This window comes from Polaribacter marinaquae (genome assembly GCF_038019025.1).
Lineage (GTDB): Bacteria > Bacteroidota > Bacteroidia > Flavobacteriales > Flavobacteriaceae > Polaribacter > Polaribacter marinaquae.
Genome location: NZ_CP150496.1, coordinates 296791 through 320850 on the forward strand (window position 1 = coordinate 296791; position 24060 = coordinate 320850).

A 24060-nucleotide genomic window follows, 5' to 3' on the forward strand; every position below is an offset into this window, starting at 1 on the left:
ATTATTTTTTCCCTTGTTTAAATAAAAACTCTTTTTCTTGTTTCGTTAACGTGTCGTAACCAGATTTACTAATTTTATCTAAAATTTGATCAACTTGTTCTTGGTTAAGACTATTGGTTTTTGGCTTCGTTTTTTTAGCTCTCTTAGAATTATAAACAGTTTTTAATTTCTTTTCTTTCTTTTTAAATAGCGAAGAAAATATTTCAGAAAAGTTGATTTTTTTATTACTTGCTTGTCTCACATACAAAAAGCCCAATAAACTACCACCTAAATGAGAAAAACTACCACCCGCATTAGCACCAATTAACCCGATAAAGTCAAAAGCTAACCAAATTACTGCTAAGTGCCATAATTTTAAAAAGCCTAACAAAGGTATTTTTATTTGATAATTTGGCATGTAGGTAACAATACCTATAAATATTGCTGATACTCCGGCAGATGCACCAACCAATCTAGAAGATTCACCATCAAATAAAGGAAAATAATTTTGACTTAACATAAAAAATAATCCGCCAAATAAGGTTCCTAAAATATAAAATGTTAGCGCTTGTTTTTGAGTAAAATATTGAATAAAAAGATTGCCTATAAAATATAGCGTTATCATATTAAACAACAGGTGAATAAAATCTGCGTGCAAGAATCCGTACGAAATAATAGACCAAGGTCTTGATATAAAGATGTTTAATTTATCGTCTAAAGAAAACCACTCGAAAACAAAATTCTGATTACTTTTATATAAACCAGAAAAGACCTTAAGAATAAGTGTTACTAAAAAAACACCTACATTTATATAGATTAGTTTTTCTATAATATTACCAGATTTATACTTGTATTTTAAATTGTCTATAAAACTCATTATGAAATTTTAAATTGATTTTTTTTCCAATAGTAAGCAATTATAAAACCTATTAAAGCACCACCAATGTGTGCAAAATGAGCAACACTACCAACAGAATAGTTGGTCATTCCGAAAAATAAATCTCCTAAAATCATTAACGGAATAAAGTATTTAGCAGCAATTGGAACCGGAAAGAATAATAAGGCCAATTTTGCATCTTTAAAATACAATCCAAAAGCAACTAAAACACCGTAAACAGCACCAGAAGCACCAACTGCAGGCATGTGGTATAAAGAATAAATTTTATCAAACTGAGCTTGTGTTATCGCTGCGTTTACATTAAAACCAGCAGTAGAACCTTTTTCTAAAATAGAAATTACATCTGCATTATTTAAACCAGCATTTATAAATAAATCATAAATTCCGTTAAATTGATAATAGTTTACAAGAGTATAAATTAAACCAGCGCCTAAACCAGCAGAAAAATAAAAGAATAAAAATTTCTTTTTGCCCCACATTTGCTCTAACGGTGTACCAAAAGCCCACAAACCGTACATATTAAATAAAATATGCGGAAAGCTTGCATGCATAAACATATGAGTTAAATATTGCCAAAATCCGAAATGACTATTTTTTGGGAAGTGCAATGCTAAAACATTAGTAAGATCTAATTTTAAAAACTGAGGAGCTATAAATAAAATAACATTTATTATAATTAGATGTTTAATTCCGTCTGTAATTTTATTCATAATTAACTATTAAATAAATTATCTATTTGGTTTAAAGTTAGTGTTTTAAAAGTAGCTTTTCCAAACGGAGAAATAGTAGGTTCTTTACAAGAAAATAAGTTGTTTACAAGACTTTCTTGTTCTTTTTCTGAAAGAAGAGTACCTGTTTTTATAGATAGAGTTTTGGCAAAAGATTTTGCCATTACATCAAAATGACTAAAACTAGCATCTGGTACTTCTAAATTCATATCATTTAACAATTCTTCTAAAATAATTGTTATTTTACTTTCTGTTACCGAAACCGGTATACCTTTAATTGTAACACTATCTTTTGTAAATTCATCAAAAGAAAAACCAGCATTTTCTAATTCTGATTTTATAGTATATATCATTTCTATTTCTGCTGATGAAAATGAAATTTTAACAGGAAATAGCAATTGCTGACTGTTTGCTTCTTTAACGGTAATACTTTCTAAAAATTGTTCGTATAACACTCTTTGATGTGCTAACGATTGATTGATTAAAACAACACCAGATTTAATCAAACTCATTACATATTTACGCTGTATTTGAAAAGTCTTTTGAGTCTTTTCTTCTTCAACTTGTTCAAATAAGCTTTCTGTTTTATTAGTTTCTGTGCTCTCTATGTTAGTATATAAAGATTCCCAACTTTCTGTTTGTTTTTCTCTTTTGTAATTAAAGTTTGGTTGTGTATTTTGTTCTTCTTTAAAAGGATTAAAATCTGGATTAACCGATATAGTTGGTACTGCAGCGGTTTTAGTGCTAGATTTAAAATTGTAAGGTGTATCTAAATTTGCATCTCTATTAAAATCTAAAACAGGTGCTACATTGTATTGGCCTAAACTATGTTTAACAGTTGCTCTTAGCATAGCATAAAGCGCCTTCTCATTATCAAACTTAATTTCTGTCTTAGTAGGATGAATGTTAATATCTATTGTATTTGCAGGAACTTGTAAATACAAAAAATAGGAGGGATGCGAACCTTGTTCTAATAAACCGTCAAAAGCACTAACTACTGCATGATTTAAATAAGAACTTTTAATAAATCTGTTATTTACAAAAAAGAATTGTTCGCCCCTTTTTCTTTTAGAAAATTCTGGCTTTGCTACAAAACCTTCAATAGCAACAATATCTGTTTTTTCATCTATCGGAACTAATTTTTCATTCATTTTAGTACCAAAAACAGCTACTATTCTTTGTCGTAAATTTCCGCTTTTAAGATGATACACCTCATTGTTATTATGATGTAACAAAAAAGAAATGCTAGAATGTGCCAAAGCAACTCGTTGAAACTCGTCTATAATATGACGTGTTTCTACAGTATCAGATTTTAAAAAATTTCTTCTAGCAGGAATATTATAAAATAGATTTTTAACAGCTAAACTTGTTCCTTCACCGGTAGAAATAAAATCTTGAGAAATTATTTTACTTCCTTCTATTTTAATACAAGTACCTAATTCTTCTCCTTTAGGTTTTGTTTTTAATTCTACATGAGCAATAGCAGCAATAGAAGCCAAAGCTTCACCTCTAAAACCTTTGGTATTTAAATTAAATAAATCTTCTGCTTTCTGAATTTTTGAAGTTGCATGACGCTCAAAACTCATTCTTGCATCGGTAGTACTCATGCCTTTACCGTCATCAATTACTTGTATTAAAGTTTTTCCTGCATCTTTAATTAGTAATTTAATATTTGTTGCACCAGCGTCTATTGCATTTTCTAGTAATTCTTTAACTACAGATGCAGGACGTTGTACCACTTCTCCTGCAGCAATTTGATTTGCTACATGATCTGGTAAAAGTTGAATAATATCAGACATTAATTATTTATAAATATAGATAAGTCGAAGTCTATTATGTAAAGAAAGATTAAAACTAAAATAGAAATTATAATAATTAAAGTTCTATTTGTTTTCTTATCAGAATTTTTTAAATCTCCAATAGCATCATGAAACTTACCTTTAAGATTTTTATTTTTTCCGGCAGTTGTTCTAAACTGATCTAATTTGTGCTCTATTTTAAAAGGGTTTCCTTCTCCTTTATAATAGCGAGGTTGATAATCAAATTTTTTATTTGTTCTTTTTAGAAATCCCATAATTTTAGTAATAATTGATGAATAGATTTTAGAGTAAATCAATTTTCATACCAATTGAAAATGGATTCCAAATTTAATTAAATTAAAGGAAACTTACTAAAAATGATGTTAAAACAATTCTTAAAAACCTATGCTTTCGCTTTTTTTGTCTATATTTTTTATAGCAGCCATTTTTATTGCAGCAACAGCACATTCTATACCTTTATTACCTAGTTTACCACCAGATCTATCGATAGATTGTTGCTTTGTATTGTCTGTTAATACACAAAAAATTACAGGCACATCGTATTTAATGTTTAAGTCTACAATACCTTGTGTAACACCTTCACATACAAAATCGAAGTGTTTTGTTTCGCCTTGTATAACATTACCAATTGCAATAATTGCATCTACTTGTTCAGATTCAATCATTTTTTTACAACCGTAAACCAATTCGAAACTTCCTGGAACATCCCAAGAAATTATATTTTCTTTAGAAGTACCACAGTCTAAAAAAGTTTCTATTGCACCTTGTTGTAGGTTTTTTGTGATTTCTGGATTCCATTCAGAAACAACAATCCCAAATCGAAAAGATTTCGCATTTGGGATTGTAGCTTTATCGTAATAAGATAAGTTTGTTGTTGCCATTTAAGTCAGTATTCAGTTTAAGTATGCAGTATTTATAAAACTACTTACTGCAAATTGTTACTGTTATTACTTCGAACTATTGTTCAGAGTATTTTGCAGCATTAATAAATTTATCAACATTAAGACCTTGATCTGATGTTGGATAATTGTCTTTTATTTTTGTAAATAAAGAAGTTGCTTTATCAAACTCTTTTAATTCCATAGCAGTTATACCTGCTTTATATAAAAATAAAGGAGTTGTAAATTCGTTGTCTTTTTTATTTGCTGCTTTTTCGTAGTATTCTAAAGCTTGTTCTGGTTGGTTAATATCTGCAAAAGCATCACCAACTGCACCTAGAGTAATAGGACCTAACATTTCATCATCAGAATCAAATTTTTCTAAATGATTTATTGCTTTATCATACTGCTTCATTTCTAAATAAGAAACACCTGCATAGTAATTAGCTAAATTTCCAGCGTTTGTTCCGCTATAATTATCAGCGATGTCTAAGAAACCATATTTACCATCTGCACCTTCTAAACCTAAATTTAATAAAGAATCGATACCAGAACCAGCTGTAGAAGCCATGTCGTAGTATTTTCTAGGAAAAGCCAATTCGTTAGAAGCTTCTAATTCGTTTGGTTCAGAAATGTAATTATTATAACCTAGGTAAGCTAAAAATAAAACAACTACTGCAATTAAAGAGTAAAATAACGGCTTGCTATTTTTTTTTATCCATTGTTCAGATTTAGAAGCAGTTTCGTCTAAAGTGTTTAAAACTCCAGCTGTTTCAAATTCAGAATCATCAAATTGTTGTTGCTCTTTTTTACCTTCTGGTTTATATTTTTTCTTGTATGTAGCCATGCTTAGTTTAAAATTAGTGGCGACAAAAATAGTTTTTTTAATTGGATTTTAAAAGCACATATTTCGCAAAATTTTCAATAATTTGCAATTCTTTTTAAAGAACAAAACTTATTCATGTATTTACAAAAACTTTCTTTAGTTAATTTTAAAAATATCGAATCGCAATCTTTTGATTTTCAGCAAAAAATAAATTGTTTTGTTGGTAATAATGGTGTTGGTAAAACAAATGTTTTAGATGCTATTTATTATTTGTCTTTTGCAAAAAGTTACTTTAATTCTGTCGCAACACAGAATATTAGACACGGAGAATCTTTTTTTATGATCGAAGGCGATTACAATTTAAACGACAGAAATGAAAAGATTGTATGTAGTTTAAAAAAAGGTCAAAAGAAGGTTTTAAAGAGAAATGGTAAAAATTACGACAAGTTTTCTGATCATATTGGGCAATTACCTTTAGTAATAATTTCACCTGCTGATAGAGATTTAGTAACAGAAGGTAGTGATACAAGAAGAAAATTTATAGATGGTGTTATTTCGCAGCAAAATAAAAGTTATTTGAAAGACCTAATTGCATATAATAAAATACTGAGTCAAAGAAACGCCTTGTTAAAGTATTTTGCCGCTAATAGAACTTTTGATGCACTAAATTTAAATGTATATGATGAGCAATTATGTGAATACGGTACAAGAATTTATGAGGTTAGAAAAGCTTTTTTAGAGAAATTTATTCCTATTTTTAATGAGAAATATCAAATAATTTCTGATGATAAAGAACATGTAAACTTGGTTTATAAAAGTCAGTTACACGATTTTTCTTTAAAAGAACTATTTCAGAAATCTTTAGATAAAGATAAAATAATACAGTATACTACATCTGGTATACATAAAGACGATTTAAGTTTCGAGATAGGAAATTATCCTATTAAAAAATTTGGCTCACAAGGGCAACAAAAGTCCTATTTAATCGCTTTAAAATTTGCGCAGTTAGAGTTTATAAAGCAACAAGCTAGCGTAACACCTATTTTATTGCTAGATGATATTTTTGATAAATTAGATGAAAGTAGAGTGTTGCAAATTATCAATTTAGTTAATAATGATGAATTTGGACAAATTTTTATAACAGATACACATTCTGAAAGAACAGAAAACATCGTAAAACAAAGTAATAAACCTTATCAAATATTTAAATTATAATGTCTAAAAGAGAAAATGATTCTTTTTCTATTGAAGATTTAATGCAACTTTTTATCAAAGAAAACAATTTGACAAAAGGAATGCAAAAGATTAAAATTGAAGAATCTTGGACCAAAATGATGGGACCAGGAGTTGCAAATCATACAACATCTGTTAAACTACAAAATAAAACGCTTGTTGTACAATTGACTTCTTCTGTTTTGAGAGAAGAGTTGAGTTATGGTAAAGATAAAATTGCTAAAATGTTAAATGAAGAGATTGGTGAAGATGTAATCTCTAAAGTAATGTTGGTATAAAAAAAACTCGTAACAATTAAGTTACGAGTTTTCTAAATATATTTTTAGACTAAGAATTTCTAAAAATTCTTATTAAAATTGCTCTCTTCCAGAAAAGTGAAAGTTTCCTTCAATTTCTGCATTTTCATCAGAATCAGAACCATGTACAGCATTTTCTCCCATAGAAGTTGCATATAATTTTCTAATTGTACCTTCTGCAGCATCTGCTGGGTTTGTTGCACCAATTAAAGTTCTAAAGTCTTCTACTGCATTTTCTTTTTCTAAAATTGCAGCTACAATTGGTCCGCGAGTCATAAATTCTACTAACTCACCAAAAAACGGACGCTCGTTATGCACAGCATAAAAAGTTTCTGCGTCTGCTTTAGTCATTTGAGTTTTCTTTAAAGCTACTATTCTAAAGCCTGCAGCGTTAATTTTGTCTAAGATAGCACCAGTGTGACCGTTTTCTACAGCATCTGGTTTAAGCATTGTAAATGTTCTATTTGTTGCCATTGTAATTTTTAAATTTTTGCAAAAGTACACTTTTTAATATTAATAGCAAGTTATGGATAGATTTGATAAAGTTCTTGTAACAATTTATTGTTTTTACCACGCATTTCCATTGTAATTTTATGAGTGTCAAAATCAAATTTTAACAAACCATAACTTATTTCTGATATAACATTTAGAACTCTATTTTTATTTTCTTCACCACTAAAATTTTTGTAAGAATGTGTTAATCCACTAGAAGTAAAATCGATTAAAGGATAGTTTAAATCTTTTACTTCTGTTTTAGAAAACTCAGAAATGTGTCTGTCGCCAGAAAGTAATAAAACACCCTTTGCTTTACTATCTTTTATTATTTGCTTTAATTTGTCTACTTCATGCGGAAAATTACCCCAAGTTTCGTAACCATGTTCTTGAGATAATACTTGTATACTGCTAACAATAATATTGAATTCTGCATTAGAGTTTTTTAGTTCTTTAGTTAACCAATCCCATTGTTGATCGCCTAAAACTGTGCCTTTGCCATATGTATTTGGCTTGTATCTTTTTTTAGTATCGTTGTCGTCTGTTAAGGCAGTTCTAAAATATCGTGTATCTAAAGTAAATACTTTTATTGCACCTTTTGCTGTCTTAAAAGTTTCAGTATGATAAATTCCTTTTCGATTTCTGCGAGAATCATTAGTATCTACATTAAAAAAATCTAAAAAAGCTTTTTGAGCTTCTATTTTATTTGGCGATTCTACACCACTATCATTAACTCCGTAATCATGATCATCCCAAGTAGCCATAACGGGAATATTTTTAACTAAATCTAAATACCCTTTTTGATTTTTTTGAGTTGCATAATCTTCTTTAAGCTTTGCTAAATTATGAGTGTCTGCATAAATATTATCTCCGCCCCAAATCCATAAATTAGGTTTGTTTTTTTTAATTTCTTTCCAAAGTACATTTTCTACATATTGTTTGTTACAAGAACCAAAAGCAATTGTAAAATCGTTTGTTTCATTTTCGATGATTGTGCCAGTTGATGTACATGAAAAAATAAATAAAGCACAGATAAAATAATAATATTTAATAATTAATTTCACTTTAAATAGGTTTGAGTTTTAAACAAATGTAAATTAATTTTTATTTTGAACAATGTTATTAAATTGTATATTCGCCACATATGATTTTAAAAGGATTTGAAGAGTTAAAAACGTTTTTATCAGAACCAAGAAATATTGTAATTATTGGTCATAGAAACCCAGACGGAGACGCAATGGGTTCTACTTTAGGCTTATTACATTATTTAGAAAAAAAAGGTCATAAACCAACAGTTGTTGTACCAAATGAGTATCCAGATTTTTTACATTGGCTACCTGGTTCTAAAAACACGTATCGTTTCGATTGGCAAAACTCTCAATCTAAAAAAGCTATAGAAGCATCAGAAATTATATTTTTATTAGATTTTAATGCTTTACACAGAGTTGGTAACGACATGCAGAATACATTAGAAAAGTATCCTAATGATTTTGCAATGATAGATCATCATCAGCAACCAGACGATGTAAAATATATGTATTCTGATGTTACAATTTGTTCTACATGTCAAATGGTGTATCAATTTATAGAAATGAACAATGATTTAGATTTAATTGATAAAGATATTGCTACTTGTTTGTATACTGGTATCATGACAGATACAGGTTCTTTTAGATTTAGATCTACAACAAGTACTACTCACAGAATTATTGCAAATCTTATTGACAAAGGAGCCAAAAACGATAAAATACATAACAACGTTTACGATTCTAATTCTTACGGAAGATTATTATTATTAGGACAAGCACTAACAAATTTACAAATATTAACAGAGTTTAAAACCGCTTTTATTACGTTAACCGAAGACGAAAAGAAAAAATTTGATTTTCAGAAAGGAGACACAGAAGGTGTTGTAAATTATGCTTTGTCTTTAAAAGGAATAATTTTTGCAGCAATTTTTATTGAAGATAAAGAGCAAAATATTATTAAAATTTCGTTTAGATCCAAAGGGAAATTCTCTGTAAACAAATTTGCTAGAAATCATTTTGATGGTGGCGGACATGATAATGCAGCAGGAGGAAGGTTTTCTGGTTCTATTGAAGAAATTATAGAAGAATTTAAAGCGCTATTACCAAAATATAAAACTGAATTAAAAACCTCTTATGAAGACTAATTTCTATTTTATTATTTTTTTATTGATTTTAGGTTGTTCTAAACCACAACCAAGAAGACCTATTAATCCGAAGGCAAGCACAACAATCTTTCAAGATAATATAGAAACCGCTAAAAAAATGGCGAAATATGAAGATGAAAAGATTTTAGATTTTATTAGAAAAGATTCTCTTAAGGTTTATCAAAATTCATCAAACGGATTTTGGTACACATATAAAAATAAAAATTTAACAGATACCATTTCACCAAAAACAGGTGATGTTGTAGAGATAGAATACGATATTAGAGATTTGAACGACTCAATAATTTATTCTAAAGAAGAATTAGGTGTAAAAACTTACCGAGTAGATAAAGAAGATTTTATTTCTGGAATTCAAAAAGGAATAAAGTTGATGAAAATAGGAGAAACAATTACATTTGTTATTCCGTCTTATAATGCTTTTGGTATTACTGGAGATGGCAACAAAATAGAAATGAACAAAACAATTAAAAGTAACGTAAAATTAATAAACATTAAATAATTTATAAAAATGAAAATTGTAAAAAATTTAGCAGCAGTAGCAATTACAGTATCTATGTTTTCTTGTGGTAACCAAGTAAAAGAAGTTAGTTCTTTAGAAACAGAATTAGACTCTGTTAGTTATGCAGTTGGTTTAAGTATGTCTGGTCAATTAAAATCTAATTTTAGTGAAGTAGATAAAGATTTATTAGCACAAGGTATTAGAAATGGTTTAGACTCTACAAATTTATTAATTGAGAATAAAGATATTCAAAAAGTCTTAAGTTCATACTTTCAGAAGAAGCAAGAAGCTCAAATGAAAGAAATGCAAGCAAAAGCAGAAAAAGAAGCAATGGCTAAGTTTGGAGAAAACAAAAAAGCAGGAGAAGAATTTTTAGCAGAAAATAAAAATAAGGAAGGTGTAAAAACTACAGAAAGTGGTATTCAATACATCGTTTTAAAAGAAGGTAAAGGAGAAAAACCAGCAGGACCAAACTCTAGAGTAAAAGTTCATTATCATGGTACTAACTTAGATGGTAAAGTTTTTGATAGTTCTGTAGATAGAGGTACACCAGCAGAATTTGGTTTAAATCAAGTAATTAAAGGATGGACAGAAGGTGTGCAGTTAATGAAAGAAGGAGCAAAGTATAAATTCTTTATTCCACAAGAATTAGCATATGGTGTACAGCAAAGAGGAGAAAACATCAAGCCTTTTTCTACATTAATTTTCGAAATCGAATTATTAGAAGTTTTAAAATAATAGAATGAAAAATTTTTTCATAATTTCTTTATTATTAATTGTTCTAACATCTTGTAATACTCAAAAGTATAAAGATTTAGACAACGGTTTGTATGCAGAAATAGAAACCAATAAAGGAAATATTTTATTAGAATTACATGCAGAAAATGTACCCAAAACTGTAGCGAATTTTGTTGCTTTAGTTGAGGGTACAAATAGCAGATTAGCCGATTCTTTAAAAGGTAAAAACTTTTATGAAGGTATTGTTTTTCATAGAGTTGTGCCTAATTTTGTAATTCAAGGTGGCGGATTTACACCAGATGGTAGAAAAAGTGCAGGATATCTTTTTGGTGACGAATTTCCGAGAGATCAAAATGGAGATGTTTTGTATAAGCACGACGATCAAGGTGTGCTTTCTATGGCTAATGGAGGTCCAACAACAAATAATAGTCAATTTTTTATAACACATAGACCAATTCCGCATTTAGATGGTAAACACAGTGTTTTTGGAAAAACTGTTGTGAACCCTTTTGAATTAAAAAAACTTCAACAAAAACATTCTGATTCTTTACAATTAGTAAAAGCAATAGATTCTACAAGAATGTTAGTAGTTAATAGTATAGTTCAAAACGATACTATAAAAACTATAAATATTATCAGAATAGGTGATTTTGCAGAGAATTTTAATGCTGCAGAAGTTTTTGATAGAGAAGTTGAAAATTTTAATAAATCTCAAAAAGAAAAACTAGAACAAGAAAAAATTCTAGAAGAAAAGAGATATGCTAAATATTTAAAAGCTAAAAAAGAATTTTTAATTGAAAAGGAAGAATCTAAAGCAACTAAAACAGGTACAGGTTTACGTATATTAAAACTAAAAGAAACGAACGGTAAAAAGGTAAACCCTAATAAATCTGTTACAGTAAATTATACTCTTTACATTGCAGATGGTACAAGAATGCAATCTTCTAGTGATGTTGGTAATCCTATAGTTTTTGATTTAAATGATGAAGCTAGACCTATGATAAGTGGATTAAAAGAAGGTATTTTGACTATGAGACAAGGTGAAAAAGCAAGGTTGTTTATACCATATACTATTGGTTTTGGTGATATAAAATTTGGGCCTTTTCCTGCAAAATCTGATTTGGTTTTTGAGGTTGAAGTTCTAAAAATTGGTAAGTAAGTTTTATGAATATTATTCAAAAAGACAAAGAATTACTAATTTTTCTAAATAATTTAGGAAATGAATATTGGGATCCGTTTTGGTTGACTGTTACAGATCAACGAAACTGGATTCCTTTATTTCTTTTAATTATGTTTTTGGTAATTAAAAAATTTGGTTGGAAAAAAGGAGGATTCGTTTTTTTGGCGATGATTATTTTAGTAGCATTTTCAGATCAATTTACCAATCTAATTAAAAATTCTGTACAACGAATAAGACCTAATAACGATATCACTATAAAATATCAGCTTAGAACATTAATAAGTCCGCAAAGCTTTAGTTTTATGTCTGGTCATGCAACAACATCTACTTTCTTTACTGTATTTGTTATTTTATTACTAAAAGATGCGTACAAGTATGTGTACTTTTTGTTATTATTTCCAATGATATTTGCTTATAGTAGATTGTATTTGGGTATTCATTATCCAATAGACATTTTAGTAGGAATTCTAATCGGAATCACTTTTGCAAAAATTTATTTTTACTTATTTAATAAGTTAGATAAAAAGATTTTTAGTTAGTCTTTTTTATTATTAAAATATAAGTATTTAGTAGCGTTATAATAAGCGCTAAGTAAACTGTCTAATTCTCTAGTTTTTTTTGGTAAATTATCTTTTAAATCTGTTAGTGATTTTTCTTTTAAATTATACAAACCATTAGATTTTGTAATGGTTGTTTTATAGTAATACAAACTATCTTCAATTATTCCTACCGCAGGTTCTCCTTTAATACCTAGGTATACAAAAGAGTTACTATTTGTGTAGGTACTATCTAATAAATTGTTACCCAAAGTATAGTTTGTGTGTTCTATTTTAGCCAAACTAATTAAAGTTGGAAATAAGTCAATTAATTTACCATTCTTTTTAATAACTCTTGGCTTTACATATTTAGGTGCGTGAATTAAAAAGGGTACATGTTGCGATTGAATATTTAAATCATATTCTTTAGAATACAAATCTGTTTTTGTCATAGCAGTATTATGATCACCAAAAAATGCAAAAATTGTATTATCATAATAACCAGATTCTTTAGCTCTTTTTAGAAATCTACCTACATTAAAATCTAGATATCTAAGTGCATTTAATTGATCTACAGATTTAAATCCGCTTTTTTCTAATTCATTTTTAGAAATATCATTCTCTTTTAAAGGTTTGTAGCTTTCCTTAGCATCTGGTACTGTAAAAGGCATATGATTTGTTGCTGTTTGTATATAAGCTACAAAGGGTTTGCCTTTTTTAGATATTTTTTCTAACTCTTTATTAGCTTCTTTAAACAATTCATAATCATCAATTCCCCAAACATCTGCTCTGTTTTCAGTTTCGTAGCTTCCTTCTTCAAAAATTTTTAAACCTTTAATATTCGATTGAAAAATACTTCTAATGTTTGCCCAATTTGCACTTCCGCCTAAAAAATATAATTTTTCATAATCTGTAAACTGATCAAAAAGAATTCTTTGATCTTGTAAAAGAGGGTTTCTAGAAGCTGTTCTAATATTTTCGACATCTGGTAAACCTGTTACACTTGCAAAAACACTAGCAGCTGTTCCAGATTTATGTACATAAAAATTAGGAAAACTGATGCTTTTTTGAAGTAAAGAATCTAAAATAGGTGTGCTTTTTATTGGGTTACCATAATAGCTCATTGGTTTAACACCCACGGATTCTAACATAACAATAATTACATTTGGTTTCTCTTTAAAAGTCGTTTTAAAATTTACTTTTCTAGAAAATGATATAGAATCTTTTGGTAATTTTAAGTGCTTAGAAATTACAGGGTAAAATTTATTAAACTCTGTCATATTTACGCCTTCACTTCTGTAGGCAAAACTGTCAAAAAAATATAAAACAGGATTTAAAGTAAATTGATTTACTGCATTATTTTTAGAAAAAAAAGCTTGACTCCATCGAAGAGGATAGTGAGTAAAACTATTATAAATTCCGAAAGAAAGAATTAAAAATGTTACAATAAAATAAAGTGATTTAACTTTGTTAGTAATAAAAGTTTTTTGAGTTGTAAATGAGTTATAAATAAATTTAGAAAACCAAAAGACAGCAATACCAAGTAATAATAACCCGATTAAACCTTTATAAATAGGATAGCTTTCTACTAAAACCTTACTAGAAATTTTTAAATTACTTAAAAAGCGTAAAGAAGATGCGTCTAGCCTAATGTTTAAATAGTCATAATACCCAAAATCGAATAAAAAGAATAGCGTTAAAATTACATAACCAATTAAGAAATAAATATTTGCAATAATTTTGAATATTTTTTTACTAAAAAATTTATAGTTGGTTATTAATACTAAAATAGCTATCGGAAAAATTGTAATTACAGCTAATTTTAAATCGAAACGTGCTCCTAAAAAGAAACCTTTTTTTATTTCACTAATTGCAATATTATCTAACTCGGAAAATAAAAAGTAAAATAAAATTCTAAAGAAAAATATATAAGCAAACAGAAAAATAAGATGAATGAAAATATATTTAATATAGTTTGGTATTCTTTTGAACATTATATTTTTTTAACTGCAAATATATTGTTTTTCGGTTACTAATAAATTTATAAATATTTTCAAAAACTTGGCCTATCGTTGTGGTTAAAAAATAATTTAATGAAATACTTTTACTGATGAACGTTGATTCATTAAAATTTATAATAAATAAACGTGGTTTAATTTTTAGTTTATTCTATGAAATACAGAAGATTAAATAAATATAAAATGTAGATTTCATTTCTTCAAATTCAACAGAATTAAATATTATGTTTATTGTGAATAAACTTACGTCTTTTAAGTAGAAAATGGACTTAAAAAACGATAAAAATAGTTAAATTTGCAGCTTATAAACCCGAAAAAAGGAATATGAAAATATCATACAACTGGTTAAAACAGTTTTTACAAACAGATTGGGATGCTGTTAAAACAGGCGAATTATTAACTGATTTAGGTCTAGAAGTAGAAGGAATAGAAACTAAAGAATCTATTAAAGGAAGCTTACAAGGTATTGTTGTTGGTGAAGTTTTAACATGTGTGCAACACCCAAATGCAGATAGGTTAAAAGTAACTACAGTAGATTTAGGTAACGGAGAACCTGTACAAATTGTTTGTGGTGCACCAAATGTAGCTGCTGGTCAAAAAGTACCTGTTGCAACTATTGGTACTACTTTATATGATGATAAAGGAGAAGGGTTTAAAATAAAAAAAGGTAAAATTAGAGGAGAAGAAAGTCATGGAATGATTTGTGCCGAAGACGAACTAGGTTTAGGTTCTGGGCACGATGGTATTATGATTTTAGATGAAACTCTTACTACAGGTACACCAGCTGCAGAAGTTTTTAATATAGAAATAGATCAAATTTTTGAAATTGGTTTAACTCCAAATAGATCTGATGCGATGAGCCATTTTGGTGTTGCTAGAGATTTAAGAGCGGGTTTAATGCAGCAAGAAATTAATTTAGAATTAATTTCTCCTTCTGTAAGTGATTTTCATGTTGATGAAAGAACACTCCGTTTTGATGTTGAAGTAGAAAACAAAGAACAAGCTCCTAGATATTGCGGTATTACAATTACAGATGTAACTGTTAAAGATTCTCCGGAGTGGATTCAGAATAGATTAAAAGCAATCGGTTTAACGCCTAAAAACAATATTGTAGATATAACAAATTATGTTTTACATGAATTAGGACAGCCTTTACATGCTTTTGATGCTCAGAAAATAAAAGGAAATAAAGTTTTAGTTAAAACCTTAGAAGAAGGAACAAAGTTTACAACACTAGATGATGTAGAAAGAGAATTGTCATCAGAAGATATTATGATTTGTGATGCAGATTCAAATCCGCTTTGTATTGCAGGTGTATTTGGAGGAAGTAAATCTGGTGTAACAGAAAATACAACTTCAATTTTCTTAGAAAGTGCATATTTTAATCCGGTTTCTGTTAGAAAAACAGCTAAAAGACATGCTTTAAATACAGATGCTTCTTTCCGATTTGAAAGAGGAATCGATATTAATATGACAGAATATGCTTTAAAAAGAGCTGCTTTGTTAATTGAAGAATATGCTGGCGGAAAAATGGGATCTGATATTTCTGATTTCTATCCTGAAAAAGCAGAAGATTATCAAGTGTTTTTATCTTACGAAAATGCATACAGATTAATTGGTCAAGAACTACCAAAAGAAACAATTAAAAATATTTTAGCTTCATTAGAAATTAAAATTAACAGTGAAACTGCAGGTGGTTTAGGATTAACAATTCCTTTTTACAGAACAGATGTTCAAAGAGAAGCAGATATTATAGAAGAAATTTTAAGAGTTTACGGTTATAACAATATCGAATTTTCTCATAAATTAAATACTTCTATTTCTTTTGATTCTAATAAAGATTCTAAGATAGAAAATGTTGTAGCAAATCAATTATCTGCTTTAGGTTTTAATGAAACTATGGCAAATTCTTTAACAAAACCGCATTATGCAACTTTATCAGAAAATATAAATGAAGAAGCTAATGTAGAAATGTTAAACCCATTAAGTAATGATTTAAAGGTGATGCGTCAGTCTTTATTATTTAGTGGTTTAGAGTCTGTTTCTTACAACATCAATAGAAAAAATAATGCTTTAAAGTTTTATGAGTTTGGTAAAACCTACCATAAATACAATGATAAATATCAAGAAGATAAACACTTAACGTTATTTGTTACTGGTAATAGAACAAATGATACTTGGGTTCAGAACAATAAGCAATCAGATTTTTTCTACTTAAAAGGTATAATTACGAATATTCTTGGTAGGTTAGGGGTAGATAAACTAAAAACAACGCCTTCTAAATTAGATGTTTTTTCTGAAGGAATTACCCTAAGTTTAGGTAAAATGAAACTTGTAGAATTTGGAGTTGTTAAAAGAGCTTTATTAAAAGAATTCGGAATTAAACAAGAGGTTTTATTTGCTGATTTTAATTGGGATACGATTTTAAAAATTACTGGAAATAAAAACATTAAAATTACAGATTTGGCTAAGTTTCCTGCTGTAAAAAGAGATTTAGCATTATTATTAGATACTAAAACCGAATTTAAAGAGCTTTATAATGCTGCTTTTCAATCAGAAAAAAAGTTATTAAAAGAAGTTGATTTATTTGATGTTTACGAAGGTGAAAATCTACCAGAAGGTAAAAAATCTTATGCAGTTAGTTTTTTATTGCAAGATGAAACAAAAACGTTAGCCGATAAACAGATTGACAAAATAATGCAAAAACTTCAGCAAACTTTCGAAAAGAATTTTAATGCTGTTTTAAGATAATTTATAAAAGCTCCATGTTATTTGGGGCTTTTTTTATACCCTAATTTTATGTACAAATTAATTATACGACCTATTTTATTTTTATTTGATCCAGAAAAAGTTCATTACTTTACATTTTCTCTAATTCGATTTTTATGTAAAATCCCTTTGATAGCACCTTTATTTAGAAAAGTATATCAAATTAATGATAAAAAATTAGAACGTAATCTATTTGGATTAACTTTTAAAAATCCTGTAGGTTTAGCTGCTGGTTTCGATAAAAATGCAGTTTTATATAATGAGTTGGCAAATTTTGGTTTTGGTTTTATAGAAATAGGAACAGTTACACCAAAAGGACAAGTTGGTAACCCTAAAAAAAGACTTTTTAGATTAAAGGATGATAAAGGTATCATTAATAGAATGGGGTTTAATAATGATGGTGTAGAAGAGGCTATAAAAAATTTAAAAAAGAATAAACATAAAGTAATAATTGGTGGTAACATAGGAAAAAACACAACTACTTCTGCTGAAGATTATACCAAAGATTATTTAGAAGTTTTTGCAGAATTACATCCTTTTGTAGATTATTTTGTTTTAAATGTTAGTTGTCCAAATGTAGGAAGTCACGCTAAATTAAATGACAAAGATTATTTAGTTGAATTGATTACAGAATGTCAAAAAAAGAACAACCAGTTTACTATCAAAAAACCAATTTTGCTTAAGATTGCTCCGGGTTTAAATAATGTACAATTAGATGAAATAATTGAGTTAGTTGCAGAGACCAATATTGATGGTGTAATTGCCTCAAATACTTCTACTAAAAGAGATAATTTAAAAGCGAGTAAAGAAAGGTTAAATGAAATTGGTAACGGTGGTGTTAGTGGTCAACCTATAAAAAATCAAAGTACAGCAGTAATTAAATACTTAGCCGTTAATTCTAATAAAAGTTTTCCGATTATTGGAGTAGGAGGTATTCATTCTGCAGAAGATGCTTTAGAAAAATTGAACGCAGGTGCAGATCTAGTGCAAGTTTATACAGGATTTATTTATGAAGGACCAAGTTTAATCAAAAAAATAAATAAAGCTATTTTAAATAATTAACTATTTTTATAATTAAATTATACTGATTTACTTATAAAATGATAGAAACCCTTTTTTCGTTTGCCTTAGCAACCTCTATGCTAGCTTTATCGCCAGGACCTGATAATATTTTTGTGTTAACTGAAAGTATTGTTAATGGTATAAAATACGGTTTAGCAACTGTTTTTGGTTTGATAAGTGGTTGTTTAATTCATACGACATTATTAGCTTTCGGAGTTTCCGCAATAATTAAAGAGTCGGAGAGTGTCTACTTAACAATTAAAATATTTGGAGCTGTTTACCTATTATATTTAGCTTACAAGGTTTATAAATCTGACGATAATATTGAACTTTCACAAAATAATATTCCAAAAAAATCTACGCTACAATTATTTAAGCAAGGATTTATCATGAATGTTTTAAATCCTAAAGTAACCATTTTCTTTCTTGCCTTTTTTCCAGGGTTTTTATTCAGTGATCAATTAAGCACAGTTATTCAATTTTATGTTTTGGGTTTAATTTTTATGTTAGTTTCTTTAGTAATCTTTTCTGGAATAGCAATTTTATCAGGAAAAATATCTGAAAAAATAAAGCTCAATAATAAAATAGGTTTCTATCTAAAATGGATGCAAGTAATTGTTTTTACACTAATCGCTTTTTTAATTTTATATAAATAAAAAACTCGTAAAAAATTAATTTTACGAGCTTTTAAGGTTTTTAAATTTTATAATCTAGCTTTCTCTACGTTTTCTTCCGAATCCGCTAGAAGCTTTTCTATCTCCTCCGCTTCTAGAACTTCTGTCTGGTCTATCAGAAGAACGTCTATCAGAACGACCTCTATTTCCAGAATCACTTCTTCTAGAAGATGATGAAGAACCTTCAGAACTTCTACGTCTACCAAAACCGCCATCTTTTTTACCAAAAGATTTTTTACGTCCGCCTCTTCTTCCGCCACCAGAGCGTTCTTTTTTAGTAACTTCTACATTTACAGATCTACCTTCAAAATCAGGTTGATTGCTAGAGAAAGTTTCTAAAGTTTTGTCTTCGAAGTTTTTATCAATTTCAAAGAAAGAGAAAGTATCTAGAATATCTATAGCGCCAATTTCAATTTTATCACCGATATTTTGCTCGTTAATTAATCCAATTAATTTACCTGGATTTAAATTGTCTTTTCTACCAATATTGATGAAAAAACGTGTCATGTTTTCATTAGTAGATCTTGCTCTAGAATTATCTCTAGAAGACAAATCGTTTAAATCTTTAGCGTTTTCGTAGTATGCCAACATTGTATTGAATTCTAACGAAACGAATTTTTTAATTAACTCTTCTCTATCTAAAGATTCTAATTTTTCGTAAATACTTGGTAAAAACTCGTTAATTTGAGTTTCATTTACTTCTATATTTTGAACTTTATCGATTAAATGCATTAATTGATTCTGACAAATTTCTTTACCAGAAGGCACTTTAGCTTCAACAAATTTCTTTTTTATTATTCTTTCTATTTGTCTTAGTTTTCCTTTTTCTTTACCATTAACTAAAACTATAGAAATACCCTTGTTACCAGCTCTACCAGTTCTACCACTTCTATGGTTGTAGTTTTCTACTTGGTCTGGTAATTTATGGTTAATAACGTGTGTTAATTCAGTAACGTCTAATCCTCTTGCTGCTACATCTGTTGCAACCAAAATTTGAATTGTTTTTTTTCTGAATTTACCCATTACAGAATCTCTTTGTCCTTGAGATAAATCTCCGTGCAAAGAATCTGCATTATAACCGTCTTTAATTAAATTATCTGCTACTTCTTGAGTTTCTCTACGAGTTCTACAAAAAATAATAGCATATATATTTGGATTTAAATCTGCGATTCTTTTTAATGCTGGATAACGAGTTCTTTCAGTTACTGCATAATACTCATGACTTACATTATCAGAACCTTGGTTCTTTTCACCAGAAGTAATTTCTACTGGCTTTGTCATGTAGTTTCTTGCAATAGCTTCTACTTCTCTAGGAAAAGTTGCAGAAAATAACAATGTTTGTTTCGTTTCTGGTGTAGCATCTAAAACGCTATCTAACTCATCTTTGAAACCCATGTTTAACATTTCGTCGGCTTCATCTAAAACTAACCACTCAACGTTTCCTAATTTTAATGCTCTTCTATTGATTAAATCTACTGTTCTACCAGGAGTACCAACAACTATCTGAGATCCTTTTTTTAAAGATCTAATTTGTTCTTCCATACTAGAACCACCGTATACTGTAGTTACTTTTACGTCTGGTAAATATTTACAAAAGTCTTTGATGTTATTACCAATTTGTACTGCAAGTTCTCTTGTTGGAGATAAAATAATTGCTTGTACATTTTTACTATTAGAATCTAAAAGTTCTAAAATTGGTAAACTAAAAGCTGCAGTTTTACCTGTACCTGTTTGTGCAAATGCTTTTAAATCGTCTGTAGAAGAAATAATTTGTGGAATTGCTTTTTCTTGAATAACAGTTGGTTTTTCGTAACCTAAATCTGTTAATGCTTTGTTTATAGGTTCTTTTAAACCTAACTCTAAAAATGTTGACATTACTGTGTTTTTGTAGATTCACAGAACGCCCACCTGCAAATCAATTTATAAATTTCGACTTGATTTTCTATGAGTTACCCTCAAAATTAAAATCGTGCAAAGGTACATCAAATTAACTTAATAGCAAGTCTTTAAGTGTTTAATTGTTTTTGCTTAGTTCTTTAAGCTGATTATTAATGTTATAAGACGATATTGCGGCATAACCATTAGTAACAATTCCGTTTTTATTTACAAGAATTGTTCTGTTCATTTTACTTGTAAGGAAATTTTCTTTTAAATCTTTAGAATTAATGTAGTATTGATTTTTAATATCAATATTTTTAATTCTATTGTTATTGTTACCATCAACCTCTATCACAGCAAAATTTAAATTTGGAAATTTTTTCTGTAAGTAAGGTATTCTAGAGCTTAAGAAAGATTTAGACATATATTCTTTGTTCCAAAATAATAGAACAGATTTTTTATTTTTTGTAAAATCTGTGATATCTATTGATTGATTGGTAAAATCAAAAATTGAAAAACCTTTAACTTTATCTCCTTTATGAATTACCTTATTATCTTCTAAAACATTTTTTACTAATCTTATATCATCTTTATTTGTAGAAAGCTTAAAAAATAATTCAAACGATTCATTATTAATATTACAACTAGATTTTCTGTAAAAATGATCTAAAACGGTTCTTTTAAGCAGAGCATTTTTAGAATCTTTTGAATTTATTTCTTTATCTATTGTATTAAGTAAATCTACTGTGAAAGCAGTTGTAAAACTATCTTGCTTTGGTTTATGACCTAAAGCATAGGTTTTATTATATAAATAATTAGTAATGTATCTTGCATAAGGCGTGTAATACATTAAATCATTGTTATTGTATTCTATATTTTTTCTGTAATTATAAAAAGAAGAGTTAATTTCTGGGAAATCCTTTTTTCTTAAACTGTAAACATGATTGGTTGGGTATCTTTCTGCTCTAGAATAAATAGTATAAGTTAATGCTGTTTTAAGTATTTTAAAATAGCTATCAGTTTCATTAGGATGTTTTTCAATGTATTCTTTATAGGTTTCTAATCTAACATCAATAATAGAATCTACTTTTTCTTGGTATTTGTTTGGTGATAACCTATTTAATTTATAGAAAAGTTTTCTTTCATTTTCGTCTTCAAGAAAAATATCAATTAAAATATTATTACGTTCTGCACCTTTACCTGCAAATACTAAAGATTCATCAAAATCCCAAGTATTTAAACGCAACATTAAACTGTCTTTTGGCTCTAAATAAATGTATTGGTTTTCGTTACCATGTTTAAAGTAATACAAACCTTCATCTAAATTATTAAATGTACCAAGAAACTTGTTTTTTTTGTCTAAAGTAAGTGTGTCTATTAATTTATCGTTTGCATATAAAACAACAAATTTAGTTTTAGGGTTTATAATTTTACCACCAAAATAAGTATTGGTGTTATTGCCACTATTTGTACAACTTTGCATTGCTACTAATAGTAATAAAAGCGGTGCAATTAATATGTAATTTTTACTCATATATATAAAACGCAAATATAGTATACAAATGTAGAAATTAGAACAATGTAAGGTTGTTAATTCACTGTTAAAATAGTTTAAAAGAATATTTAGAAATCAATTTTTTACTTAGAAAAGTATTAGCGATTATGGGTAAAAAGAAAAATGGAATTTGTACTTTTGCACAAAATTCAAAAAAGCTTATTTATGTTATCAGTATCTAATTTATCTGTTCAATTTGGAAAACGTATTTTGTTCGACGAAGTTAATACAAAATTCGTTCAAGGAAATTGTTATGGAATTATTGGAGCAAACGGAGCCGGAAAATCTACATTTTTAAAAATAATTTCTGGCGTGCAAGAACCAACTTCTGGTCAAGTGCACTTAGAAACAGGTAAACGTATGTCTGTTTTAACGCAAGATCATTATGCTTTTGATGAGTATCCGGTATTAGAAACCGTAGTAATGGGAAACAAAGATTTGTTTAAGATTAAAAAACAAATTGATGCTTTGTATGCAGATTATACTGATGAAAATGCAGAAAAAATTGGAGAACTTCAAATTGTTTTTGAAGAAATGGATGGTTGGAATGCAGATTCTAATGCTGCCGCAATGCTTTCTAACTTAGGTATAAAAGAAGATTTGCATTACACTTTAATGAAAGATTTAGATGGTAAGCAAAAAGTACGTGTGTTAATAGCACAAGCTTTATTTGGTAATCCTGATGTGTTAATAATGGATGAGCCAACCAACGATTTAGATTTCGAAACGATTGCTTGGTTAGAAAACTTCTTAGCTAATTTTGAAAATACAGTAATTGTTGTATCGCACGATAGACACTTTTTAGATGCTGTTTGTACACATATTTCTGATATAGATTTTGGAAAAATAAATCATTACTCTGGTAATTATACGTTTTGGTATGAATCTAGCCAATTAGCCGCAAAACAAAGAGCACAACAAAACAAAAAAGCTGAAGATAAGAAGAAAGAATTAGAAGAATTTATCCGTCGTTTTTCTGCAAACGTTGCAAAATCTAAACAAGCAACTTCTCGTAAAAAAATGATTGATAAATTAAATGTTGAAGATATTAAACCATCTAGTAGACGTTACCCAGCAATTATTTTTGATAGAGATAGAGAAGCTGGTGACCAAATTTTAAATGTAGAAGGTTTATCTAAAGAATTTGAAGGAGAAAAATTATTTAATGATGTTCATATCAATCTAAATAAAGGAGATAAAGTAGCTGTAATTTCTAAAAACTCTAGAGCAGTAACAGCTTTTTATCAAATTATAAATGGAAATGAAGACGCAGATGCTGGTAAATTTTCTTGGGGAGTTACAACTACGCAATCATATTTACCACTAGACAACTCTAGCTTTTTTCAAGATGGAAATTTAAATTTGGTAGATTGGTTACGACAGTATGCCCAAACAGAAGAAGAAAGAGAAGAAGTGTTTTTACGTGGTTTCTTAGGGAAAATGATATTTTCTGGTGAAGAAGCTTTAAAGAAAAGTAATGTGCTTTCTGGAGGTGAAAAAGTACGTTGTATGTTGTCTAGAATGATGATGAAAAGAGGAAACGTGTTAGTTTTAGATGAACCTACCAACCACTTAGACTTAGAATCTATTCAATCTTTAAATAACGCTTTAATTAATTTTAAAGGGACTGTTTTATTTACAACGCATGATCACGAGTTTGCACAAACAGTTGCAAATAGAATTATAGAGTTAACTCCAAAAGGTGTTATTGATAGATATACGACTTTCGAAGAATATTTATCAGATTCTAAAATTAAAGAATTAAGAGATAAGATGTATTCTTAAGAATAGCTTATTAGCAAAATAA

The 24060-nt window shown here is 28.3% G+C and carries 22 protein-coding genes; 11 read left to right on the top strand and 11 right to left on the bottom strand.

Features of this window, described 5'->3' with window-relative positions:
- Position 1 precedes the first annotated feature (1 nt).
- The 6 genes from WG950_RS01390 to WG950_RS01415 form a co-directional block, all read right to left on the bottom strand.
- Entirely contained in the window at positions 2 to 856 is an 855-nt protein-coding gene (locus tag WG950_RS01390; protein WP_340933656.1) for a rhomboid family intramembrane serine protease, read from the bottom strand.
- Positions 856 to 1587 carry a rhomboid family intramembrane serine protease gene (locus tag WG950_RS01395; RefSeq protein WP_340933658.1) on the bottom strand — a complete coding sequence of 244 codons (732 nt, stop codon included), beginning with the start codon at positions 1585 to 1587 and terminating at the stop codon, positions 856 to 858. The genes WG950_RS01390 and WG950_RS01395 overlap by 1 nt, the downstream gene beginning before the upstream one ends.
- 2 nt (positions 1588 to 1589) lie before the next feature.
- Positions 1590 to 3404: a DNA mismatch repair endonuclease MutL gene (gene mutL / locus WG950_RS01400; RefSeq protein ID WP_077809442.1), complete on the bottom strand. Its 1815-nt coding sequence runs from the start codon at positions 3402 to 3404 to the stop codon at positions 1590 to 1592.
- Positions 3404 to 3679 (bottom strand): riboflavin synthase subunit beta, encoded by a 276-nt coding sequence (locus tag WG950_RS01405; RefSeq protein WP_077809441.1) that lies wholly within the window; start codon positions 3677 to 3679, stop codon positions 3404 to 3406. The genes mutL and WG950_RS01405 overlap by 1 nt, the downstream gene beginning before the upstream one ends.
- Before the next feature lie 120 nt (positions 3680 to 3799).
- Entirely contained in the window at positions 3800 to 4306 is a 507-nt protein-coding gene (gene ribH / locus WG950_RS01410) for a 6,7-dimethyl-8-ribityllumazine synthase (protein WP_340933660.1), read from the bottom strand.
- A gap of 76 nt (positions 4307 to 4382) precedes the next feature.
- Complete coding sequence (locus WG950_RS01415; protein ID WP_340933662.1) at positions 4383 to 5150, bottom strand: tetratricopeptide repeat protein; 768 nt, start codon at positions 5148 to 5150, stop codon at positions 4383 to 4385.
- A 114-nt stretch (positions 5151 to 5264) separates the two neighbouring features.
- Here WG950_RS01415 and recF point away from each other — a divergent pair, with 114 nt between their 5' ends.
- Together recF and WG950_RS01425 are read left to right on the top strand one after the other, a co-directional pair.
- Positions 5265 to 6344, top strand: coding sequence for a DNA replication/repair protein RecF (gene recF / locus WG950_RS01420; protein ID WP_340933664.1), 1080 nt, complete (start codon positions 5265 to 5267; stop codon positions 6342 to 6344).
- Positions 6344 to 6640 carry a DUF721 domain-containing protein gene (locus tag WG950_RS01425; protein WP_077809437.1) on the top strand — a complete coding sequence of 99 codons (297 nt, stop codon included), beginning with the start codon at positions 6344 to 6346 and terminating at the stop codon, positions 6638 to 6640. Before recF ends, WG950_RS01425 begins: the two co-directional genes overlap by 1 nt.
- A gap of 72 nt (positions 6641 to 6712) precedes the next feature.
- On the opposite strand, the gene WG950_RS01430 is transcribed toward WG950_RS01425, so the two are convergent.
- A complete protein-coding gene (locus tag WG950_RS01430; RefSeq protein WP_077809436.1) occupies positions 6713 to 7132 on the bottom strand; it encodes a nucleoside-diphosphate kinase in 420 nt (139 codons plus the stop codon).
- Positions 7133 to 7182: 50 nt separating this feature from the next.
- Entirely contained in the window at positions 7183 to 8214 is a 1032-nt protein-coding gene (locus WG950_RS01435; RefSeq protein WP_340933666.1) for an alkaline phosphatase D family protein, read from the bottom strand.
- An 80-nt stretch (positions 8215 to 8294) separates the two neighbouring features.
- On the opposite strand from WG950_RS01435, the gene WG950_RS01440 reads away from it, so the two are divergent.
- The 5 genes from WG950_RS01440 to WG950_RS01460 are packed head-to-tail and all read left to right on the top strand — an operon-like array spanning position 8295 to position 12300.
- Positions 8295 to 9323, top strand: coding sequence for a DHH family phosphoesterase (locus WG950_RS01440; protein WP_340933668.1), 1029 nt, complete (start codon positions 8295 to 8297; stop codon positions 9321 to 9323).
- A complete protein-coding gene (gene gldI / locus WG950_RS01445) occupies positions 9313 to 9843 on the top strand; it encodes a gliding motility-associated peptidyl-prolyl isomerase GldI (protein ID WP_340933669.1) in 531 nt (176 codons plus the stop codon). Before WG950_RS01440 ends, gldI begins: the two co-directional genes overlap by 11 nt.
- Before the next feature lie 9 nt (positions 9844 to 9852).
- Positions 9853 to 10581 carry an FKBP-type peptidyl-prolyl cis-trans isomerase gene (locus WG950_RS01450; protein WP_079736698.1) on the top strand — a complete coding sequence of 243 codons (729 nt, stop codon included), beginning with the start codon at positions 9853 to 9855 and terminating at the stop codon, positions 10579 to 10581.
- A 4-nt stretch (positions 10582 to 10585) separates the two neighbouring features.
- Entirely contained in the window at positions 10586 to 11740 is a 1155-nt protein-coding gene (locus WG950_RS01455) for a peptidylprolyl isomerase (protein WP_340933671.1), read from the top strand.
- Positions 11741 to 11745: 5 nt separating this feature from the next.
- Entirely contained in the window at positions 11746 to 12300 is a 555-nt protein-coding gene (locus WG950_RS01460) for a phosphatase PAP2 family protein (protein ID WP_340933672.1), read from the top strand.
- Here the strand turns inward: WG950_RS01460 and WG950_RS01465 are convergent.
- On the bottom strand, positions 12297 to 14291 hold the full coding sequence (locus tag WG950_RS01465; protein ID WP_340933674.1) for an LTA synthase family protein: 1995 nt from the start codon (positions 14289 to 14291) through the stop codon (positions 12297 to 12299). The genes WG950_RS01460 and WG950_RS01465 overlap by 4 nt on opposite strands.
- 348 nt (positions 14292 to 14639) lie before the next feature.
- Here WG950_RS01465 and pheT point away from each other — a divergent pair, with 348 nt between their 5' ends.
- The 3 genes from pheT to WG950_RS01480 are packed head-to-tail and all read left to right on the top strand — an operon-like array spanning position 14640 to position 18802.
- Positions 14640 to 17066 (top strand): phenylalanine--tRNA ligase subunit beta, encoded by a 2427-nt coding sequence (gene pheT, locus WG950_RS01470; RefSeq protein WP_340933675.1) that lies wholly within the window; start codon positions 14640 to 14642, stop codon positions 17064 to 17066.
- Positions 17067 to 17114: 48 nt separating this feature from the next.
- A complete protein-coding gene (locus tag WG950_RS01475) occupies positions 17115 to 18146 on the top strand; it encodes a quinone-dependent dihydroorotate dehydrogenase (protein WP_340933677.1) in 1032 nt (343 codons plus the stop codon).
- Positions 18147 to 18184: 38 nt separating this feature from the next.
- The gene (locus WG950_RS01480; RefSeq protein WP_340933679.1) at positions 18185 to 18802 is read left to right on the top strand and encodes a LysE family translocator; all 618 of its coding nucleotides are present in this window, start codon (positions 18185 to 18187) and stop codon (positions 18800 to 18802) included.
- Between the two features lie 54 nt (positions 18803 to 18856).
- Here WG950_RS01480 and WG950_RS01485 read toward each other — a convergent pair whose 3' ends face one another.
- Positions 18857 to 20695 (bottom strand): DEAD/DEAH box helicase, encoded by a 1839-nt coding sequence (locus WG950_RS01485; RefSeq protein ID WP_079736691.1) that lies wholly within the window; start codon positions 20693 to 20695, stop codon positions 18857 to 18859.
- A 139-nt stretch (positions 20696 to 20834) separates the two neighbouring features.
- Positions 20835 to 22232, bottom strand: a complete 1398-nt coding sequence (locus tag WG950_RS01490) for a hypothetical protein (RefSeq protein ID WP_340933682.1) — start codon at positions 22230 to 22232, stop codon at positions 20835 to 20837.
- Positions 22233 to 22418: 186 nt separating this feature from the next.
- Between WG950_RS01490 and WG950_RS01495 the strand changes: the two genes are divergently transcribed.
- Positions 22419 to 24038: an ABC-F family ATP-binding cassette domain-containing protein gene (locus tag WG950_RS01495; RefSeq protein ID WP_079736689.1), complete on the top strand. Its 1620-nt coding sequence runs from the start codon at positions 22419 to 22421 to the stop codon at positions 24036 to 24038.
- The last annotated feature ends 22 nt before the right edge of the window (positions 24039 to 24060 follow it).

What these genes read in the sequence shown, in the direction of transcription:
- WG950_RS01390 (WP_340933656.1), bottom strand. Translation starts at nt 856, where the DNA reads ATGAGTTTTATAGACAATTTAAAATACAAGTATAAATCTGGTAATATT.
- WG950_RS01395 (WP_340933658.1), bottom strand. Translation starts at nt 1,587, where the DNA reads ATGAATAAAATTACAGACGGAATTAAACATCTAATTATAATAAATGTT.
- mutL (WP_077809442.1), bottom strand. Translation starts at nt 3,404, where the DNA reads ATGTCTGATATTATTCAACTTTTACCAGATCATGTAGCAAATCAAATT.
- WG950_RS01405 (WP_077809441.1), bottom strand. Translation starts at nt 3,679, where the DNA reads ATGGGATTTCTAAAAAGAACAAATAAAAAATTTGATTATCAACCTCGC.
- ribH (WP_340933660.1), bottom strand. Translation starts at nt 4,306, where the DNA reads ATGGCAACAACAAACTTATCTTATTACGATAAAGCTACAATCCCAAAT.
- WG950_RS01415 (WP_340933662.1), bottom strand. Translation starts at nt 5,150, where the DNA reads ATGGCTACATACAAGAAAAAATATAAACCAGAAGGTAAAAAAGAGCAA.
- recF (WP_340933664.1), top strand. Translation starts at nt 5,265, where the DNA reads ATGTATTTACAAAAACTTTCTTTAGTTAATTTTAAAAATATCGAATCG.
- WG950_RS01425 (WP_077809437.1), top strand. Translation starts at nt 6,344, where the DNA reads ATGTCTAAAAGAGAAAATGATTCTTTTTCTATTGAAGATTTAATGCAA.
- WG950_RS01430 (WP_077809436.1), bottom strand. Translation starts at nt 7,132, where the DNA reads ATGGCAACAAATAGAACATTTACAATGCTTAAACCAGATGCTGTAGAA.
- WG950_RS01440 (WP_340933668.1), top strand. Translation starts at nt 8,295, where the DNA reads ATGATTTTAAAAGGATTTGAAGAGTTAAAAACGTTTTTATCAGAACCA.
- gldI (WP_340933669.1), top strand. Translation starts at nt 9,313, where the DNA reads ATGAAGACTAATTTCTATTTTATTATTTTTTTATTGATTTTAGGTTGT.
- WG950_RS01450 (WP_079736698.1), top strand. Translation starts at nt 9,853, where the DNA reads ATGAAAATTGTAAAAAATTTAGCAGCAGTAGCAATTACAGTATCTATG.
- WG950_RS01455 (WP_340933671.1), top strand. Translation starts at nt 10,586, where the DNA reads ATGAAAAATTTTTTCATAATTTCTTTATTATTAATTGTTCTAACATCT.
- WG950_RS01460 (WP_340933672.1), top strand. Translation starts at nt 11,746, where the DNA reads ATGAATATTATTCAAAAAGACAAAGAATTACTAATTTTTCTAAATAAT.
- WG950_RS01465 (WP_340933674.1), bottom strand. Translation starts at nt 14,291, where the DNA reads ATGTTCAAAAGAATACCAAACTATATTAAATATATTTTCATTCATCTT.
- pheT (WP_340933675.1), top strand. Translation starts at nt 14,640, where the DNA reads ATGAAAATATCATACAACTGGTTAAAACAGTTTTTACAAACAGATTGG.
- WG950_RS01475 (WP_340933677.1), top strand. Translation starts at nt 17,115, where the DNA reads ATGTACAAATTAATTATACGACCTATTTTATTTTTATTTGATCCAGAA.
- WG950_RS01480 (WP_340933679.1), top strand. Translation starts at nt 18,185, where the DNA reads ATGATAGAAACCCTTTTTTCGTTTGCCTTAGCAACCTCTATGCTAGCT.
- WG950_RS01485 (WP_079736691.1), bottom strand. Translation starts at nt 20,695, where the DNA reads ATGTCAACATTTTTAGAGTTAGGTTTAAAAGAACCTATAAACAAAGCA.
- WG950_RS01490 (WP_340933682.1), bottom strand. Translation starts at nt 22,232, where the DNA reads ATGAGTAAAAATTACATATTAATTGCACCGCTTTTATTACTATTAGTA.
- WG950_RS01495 (WP_079736689.1), top strand. Translation starts at nt 22,419, where the DNA reads ATGTTATCAGTATCTAATTTATCTGTTCAATTTGGAAAACGTATTTTG.